The organism is Streptomyces sp. WAC05292 (assembly GCF_003949955.1).
Classification (GTDB): Bacteria; Actinomycetota; Actinomycetes; order Streptomycetales; family Streptomycetaceae; genus Streptomyces; species Streptomyces globosus.
Genome location: NZ_RPSE01000427.1, coordinates 1 through 5,158, shown reverse-complemented (window position 1 = coordinate 5,158; position 5,158 = coordinate 1). Strand labels below are relative to the sequence as shown.

Sequence of the window (5,158 nt, the reverse complement as noted above, 5' to 3'; positions counted from 1 at the left end):
GGCGCGGCGGGGCGGGCGGCGGCGGTCCCCCTCGGCGGCGGCCGCCGGGTGACCGTCCTCGCGTTCGGGATGCCGTCCAGCGGCATCCCGCCCGAGTGGGCGGCGACCGGCCGCCGGGCGGGGGTGGCGTACGTGGACACGCCGGGCGGTCCGGCCGCGCGCGCCCTCGCCCGCCGGGTCCGGGAGGAGAAGCGGCCGGGGGACATCGCGGTGGTGTCGGTGCACTGGGGGTCGAACTGGGGGTACGGGGTCCCCGACGGCCGGGCCGCGTTCGCCCGGGCCCTGGTCGACGCCGGCGCTGACGTCGTGCACGGCCACTCCTCCCACCACGCGCGGCCGCTGGAGCTGTACCGGGGGAAGCTGATCCTGCACGGCTGCGGCGACTTCGTCGACGACTACGAGGGCATCGGAGGCTACGAGCGCTACCGCGACGACCTGCGCCCGCTGTACCTGGCCGCGCTGGACCCGGAGACGGGGCGGCTGGAGAGCCTGCGCATCACCGTGTTCCGGCCGCTCGCCCTGCGGCTGTACCGGGCCCCCGCGGAGGACGCCGCCTGGCTGCGGGAGCTGCTGGAGCGCACCGGCCGGGGGCTGCGTACGGCGGGCGCAGGCGAGGGCGGGAGCACGGGCGGGGGCGGGGATCCGGCGTCCTGGACGTTCGTACCGGTGTGAGCACGCCCAAGTGGTCGGCGGCCGAGGCGACTTGGCGGGCGTGTGGTCCTCGGCCGGCCGGCCGCGGTGGCTGGCGGGCCTGCTGTCGCCGAAGGCGGCGGGCGGGCACACTGATCGCGACCGGAAGCGAATCCGAGGAGTGGCCGTGCCCGTGCGCCCCGTACCGATCATCATCGACTGCGATCCGGGGCACGACGACGCCCTCGCGATCATGCTGGCGGCGGGTGATCCGAGCGTCGACCTGCTCGCCGTCACGACGGTCGCGGGCAACCAGACCCTCCCGAAGACCACGCTGAACGCGCTGCGGGTGTGCACGGTCGCCGGGATCACCGGGGTGCCGGTCGCCGCGGGCTGCTACCGGCCGCTCGTGCAGCCGCTGGCTGTGGCGGCCGACGTGCACGGCGTGTCGGGCCTCGACGGGCCGGGCTTCCCGGAGCCCTCGGTGGCCACCGTGCCCGAGCACGCCGTGGACCTCATCCACCGGATCCTCGCCGAGCACCCCGAGCCGGTGGTGCTCGTCCCGACCGGCCCGCTGACCAACATCGCGCTGCTGCTGACCCGCCACCCCGGGGACGCCGGCCGGATCCGGGAGATCGTCCTCATGGGCGGTTCGGCGGGGCGCGGCAACCGCACGCCGTCCGCGGAGTTCAACGTGCTGACCGATCCGGAGGCAGCGGACATCGTCTTCCGCAGCGGGGTGCCGCTGACGATGTGCGGGCTGGACGTGACGCACCAGGCGCTGGCGACGCCCGAGGTGGTGTCCCGCTTCGCGGGGATGGGGACGCCGCTCGGCGACGTCTGCGCGGGGCTGCTGACGTTCTTCGCGGGCACCTATCGCGAGCTGTACGGGTTCGCGCATCCGCCGCTGCACGATCCGGTGGCGGTGGCCCGGGTGATCGACCCGGGGATCGTGGGGTGCGTCGACGCGAACGTCGTGGTGGAGCTGTCCGGCCGGTACACGCGGGGCGCCACGGTGGTGGACCTGCTCGGGCAGACCGGCCGGCCGGTGAACGCGCGGGTGGCGACGACCCTGGACGCCGACCGGTTCTGGGACCGGGTCGTCGCCGCCGTCGGCGCGCTCGGGGCCGACTGACAGAGGCTGCCTAGGCCAGCGAGATGCTGTCCCCGTCGACGGTGATCCTGGCCGGGGCCAGCGGGCGGGTGGCGGGGCCGCCGGCGACCGAGCCGTCGGAGACCTTGAACAGGCTCTGGTGGCAGGGGCAGACGATGTTGCCGTCGGAGACCGAGGCGACCGAGCAGCCCTGGTGGGTGCAGGTCGCGGAGAACGCCTTGAACTGGCCGGCCGTGGGCTGGGTGACGACGACCTTGCGGTCCTTGAACACCTTGCCGCCGCCGACCGGTATGTCGGAGGTCCGGGCGAGCGTGCCGCCTCCCCCTGCCCCCGGGCCGCCCGCCGCGGGGTCCCCGGCGGGCGGGGCGCCCTGGGCGCCGGAGGCGTCCGGGGCCGGGGAGCCTCCGTCGCCGCCGCAGGCCGTCAGTGCGGCGCCGGCGAGCGTGGCGGCGCCCGCCGCGAGGACCGTGCGCCGGCGTGTCGTGTCGCCCATGACCGTTCTCCTTCTCGTCCCGTGAGCAGGCCGGGGCATCGTCTGCCTCCCCGGTCTCAGGAGGTACACGCCTGGCGGGCGCGGGCGGTTCACCGGACGGCAGGGGAACATGCGGTCGGGCGGTGTCCGGTGGTCAGCCCGCCTCCTCCGGCAGCGTGTCGTGGACGGTGAACAGCGTCCCCGCCCCGGTGATCTCGAACAGCCGGGCCACCGCGGGCCGGATCCCGGCGAGTTCCAGCGTGCTGCCCGCGGCCTGCGCGTCCATCCGCCCCCGGAGCAGGGTGTTGAGCCCGGTGGAGTCGCAGAACTCCAGGCCGGTGCAGTCCACCAGGACCCGTTCGGCGCCCCCGGCGAGTGCCTGCCCGATCGCGTCCCGCAGCGGCTGCGGCCCGTCGTGGTCCAGTTCCCCGGACAGGGCCACGACCGCGATCGGTCCCCTCCGGCTCAGCTCCGCGGTGAAGCCGTGCCCGCCGCCCCCGCCCGTCCCGTGCGCGTCTGCTGCCATGCGGTCCTCAGGCCTCCCTCCGGGGCCGAGCAGGACCCATCCGGGCCCGTTTCCGCGGGCGTCGGCCCCTGCGGGCGACCATACGCCGCCGCACCCCCGTCCGCGGTGGCACCGCGCGCCGCGTTGCGCCGGTGTGCCCCGCCGGGCAGGGTCGAGGCCTGCCCGCCGAGGCCTGCCTCCCAGGCCGACGACCCGAGGAGCCGACATTGCCGATCGCCACGGTGAACCCCGCGACGGGTGAGACGGTGCGCACCTTCGAGCCGATGGGGGCGGAGGCCGTGGAGCGGTGTCTGGACGACGCCGTGCGGGCTTTCGCCGTCCATCGCAGGACCGGCTTCGCCGAGCGGGCGGAGCTGCTGCTGCGGGCCGCGGACCTGCTGGAAGCGGACAACGAGGACATCGCACGGACGATGACGGAGGAGATGGGGAAGCCGCTGGCGGCCGCCCGCGCCGAAGCCGCCAAGTGCGTGAAGGCGATGCGCTGGTACGCGGCGAACGCCGAGTCCCTCCTGGCGGACGAGGTGCCGGATGCCGCCGACGTCCGTGACAGCGGGGCCGCCTCCGTGCGGACCCGCTACCGGCCGCTGGGGGTGGTGCTCGCGGTGATGCCGTGGAACTTCCCGCTGTGGCAGGTGGTGCGGTTCGCGGCGCCCGCTCTGATGGCCGGCAACACCTGCCTGCTCAAGCACGCCTCGAACGTCCCCCAGACGGCTCTGTACCTGGACGGGCTGTTCGAACGGGCCGGGTACCCGCGGGGCTGCTTCCAGACCCTTCTGATCGGCTCGGGTGACGTGGAGGCGGTGCTGCGCGACCCCCGGGTCGCGGCGGCGACGCTGACGGGCAGCGAGCCGGCCGGCCGGGCGGTGGCCGCGGCGGCCGGCGACGAGGTGAAGAAGACGGTCCTGGAACTGGGCGGCAGCGACCCGTTCGTCGTCATGCCGTCCGCCGACCTCGACCGGGCCGTCAGGACGGCGGTGACGGCGCGGGTGCAGAACAACGGGCAGTCCTGCATCGCCGCCAAGAGGTTCATCGTGCACGCGGACGTGTACGACGAGTTCGCGGAGCGGTTCCGCGCCGCGATGGCCGCGCTCAGCGTCGGCGATCCGATGCTGGAGGGCACCGACGTGGGCCCGCTCGCCACCGAGCAGGGACGCGCCGACCTGGAGGAGCTCGTCGACGACGCGGTGGCCGCCGGGGCGGAGGTCCTGTGCGGCGGGCGACGGCCGCCGGGGCTGGAGCGGGGCTGGTACTACGAGCCGACGGTCCTCGCCGGGATCACCCCGGGCATGCGCATCGACCAGGAGGAGACGTTCGGGCCGGTGGCCACCCTGTACCGGGTGGCGGACCTCGACGAGGCGGTGGAGCGGGCCAACCACACGCCGTTCGGGCTCAGCTCGAACGTGTGGACGCGCAGCGAGGAGGACGTCGACCGGTTCGTCCGCGACCTGGAGGCCGGAGGCATCTACGTCAACGGCATGACCGCCTCGCATCCCGCCCTGCCGTTCGGCGGCGTGAAGCGCTCCGGCTACGGGCGGGAGCTGTCGGGGCACGGCATCCGCGAGTTCTGCAACGTCACCACGGTGTGGCAGGCGGCGGACTGACCCCGGGGCGCCGGTCGCGGCCCGGCGCCGCCGGCGGGGTTCTGCCGATGTGCTGAACCCTGCCGCCCGGAGGCGTCGCCGGCCCGCCGAGGGGGGACGCAGCACGGGTGAGCCCTCTCGAACTGCGCCTGCGCGCGGCCCCCGGCCGGCCCTCGGGGCCCCGGCGGGCGGTTCTCGCCGGCTGCGTCGGCAACCTCGTCGAGTGGTACGAGTTCGGCGTCTACGGCTGCCTGGTCACGGTCATCGCGGAGAACTTCTTCGCACCGGCCGGGGGCGGTGCGGGCGGCGCCGCCGCCCTCGTCACGACGTACGCCTCGTTCGCCCTCGCCTTCTTCTTCCGCCCGGTCGGCGCCCTGCTGTTCGGGCGGATCGGCGACCGGGTCGGGCGGCGGCAGGCACTCATCGCGGCTGTGAGCCTGATGACGGCGGCGACCACGGCGATCGGGCTGCTGCCCACGCGCGCCTCGGTCGGCGCCGCCGCCCCGCTGCTGCTGACGTTCCTGCGGGTCCTCCAGGGGCTTTCCGCCGGGGGCGAGTTCGGCGGAGCGGTGTCGCTGATGACGGAGCACGCGCCGCCGGGGCGCCGCGGCCTGGGCGGCGCCTGGCAGTCGTTCACCGTCGCGCTCGGCCTGCTGGCCGGTGCCTGCACGGCCGCGGCGCTGGCCTGGGCGCTGCCCGCGGACGACCTGCGGGCATGGGGGTGGCGGATCCCGTTCCTGCTGGCGCTGCCGCTGGGGGCGGTGGCGCTGTGGCTGCGGGCCGGGCTGGAGGAGCCGCCGCCCCCAGCGGCAGCGCCAGCAGGAACGGGATCCGCC

General features: G+C 75.6%; 6 protein-coding genes. 4 read left to right on the top strand and 2 right to left on the bottom strand.

Annotated elements, in window-relative coordinates; genetic code table 11:
- Nucleotides 1–672 (top strand): CapA family protein (locus EF903_RS28460; RefSeq protein WP_185902873.1); only part of this gene is annotated, 672 nt, incomplete at its 5' end.
- A gap of 151 nt (nt 673–823) precedes the next feature.
- Complete coding sequence (locus EF903_RS28455; RefSeq protein WP_125547887.1) at nt 824–1,765, top strand: nucleoside hydrolase; 942 nt, start codon at nt 824–826, stop codon at nt 1,763–1,765.
- A gap of 10 nt (nt 1,766–1,775) precedes the next feature.
- On the opposite strand, the gene EF903_RS28450 is transcribed toward EF903_RS28455, so the two are convergent.
- Nucleotides 1,776–2,237, bottom strand: coding sequence for a Rieske (2Fe-2S) protein (locus EF903_RS28450; protein WP_125547886.1), 462 nt, complete (start codon nt 2,235–2,237; stop codon nt 1,776–1,778).
- A 133-nt stretch (nt 2,238–2,370) separates the two neighbouring features.
- Nucleotides 2,371–2,742: an STAS domain-containing protein gene (locus EF903_RS28445; RefSeq protein ID WP_125547885.1), complete on the bottom strand. Its 372-nt coding sequence runs from the start codon at nt 2,740–2,742 to the stop codon at nt 2,371–2,373.
- Nucleotides 2,743–2,948: 206 nt separating this feature from the next.
- On the opposite strand from EF903_RS28445, the gene EF903_RS28440 reads away from it, so the two are divergent.
- Nucleotides 2,949–4,343 (top strand): NADP-dependent succinic semialdehyde dehydrogenase, encoded by a 1,395-nt coding sequence (locus EF903_RS28440; RefSeq protein WP_125547884.1) that lies wholly within the window; start codon nt 2,949–2,951, stop codon nt 4,341–4,343.
- Nucleotides 4,344–4,450: 107 nt separating this feature from the next.
- On the top strand, nt 4,451–5,158 hold a 708-nt coding region (locus tag EF903_RS28435; RefSeq protein ID WP_125547883.1), incomplete at its 3' end, for an MFS transporter.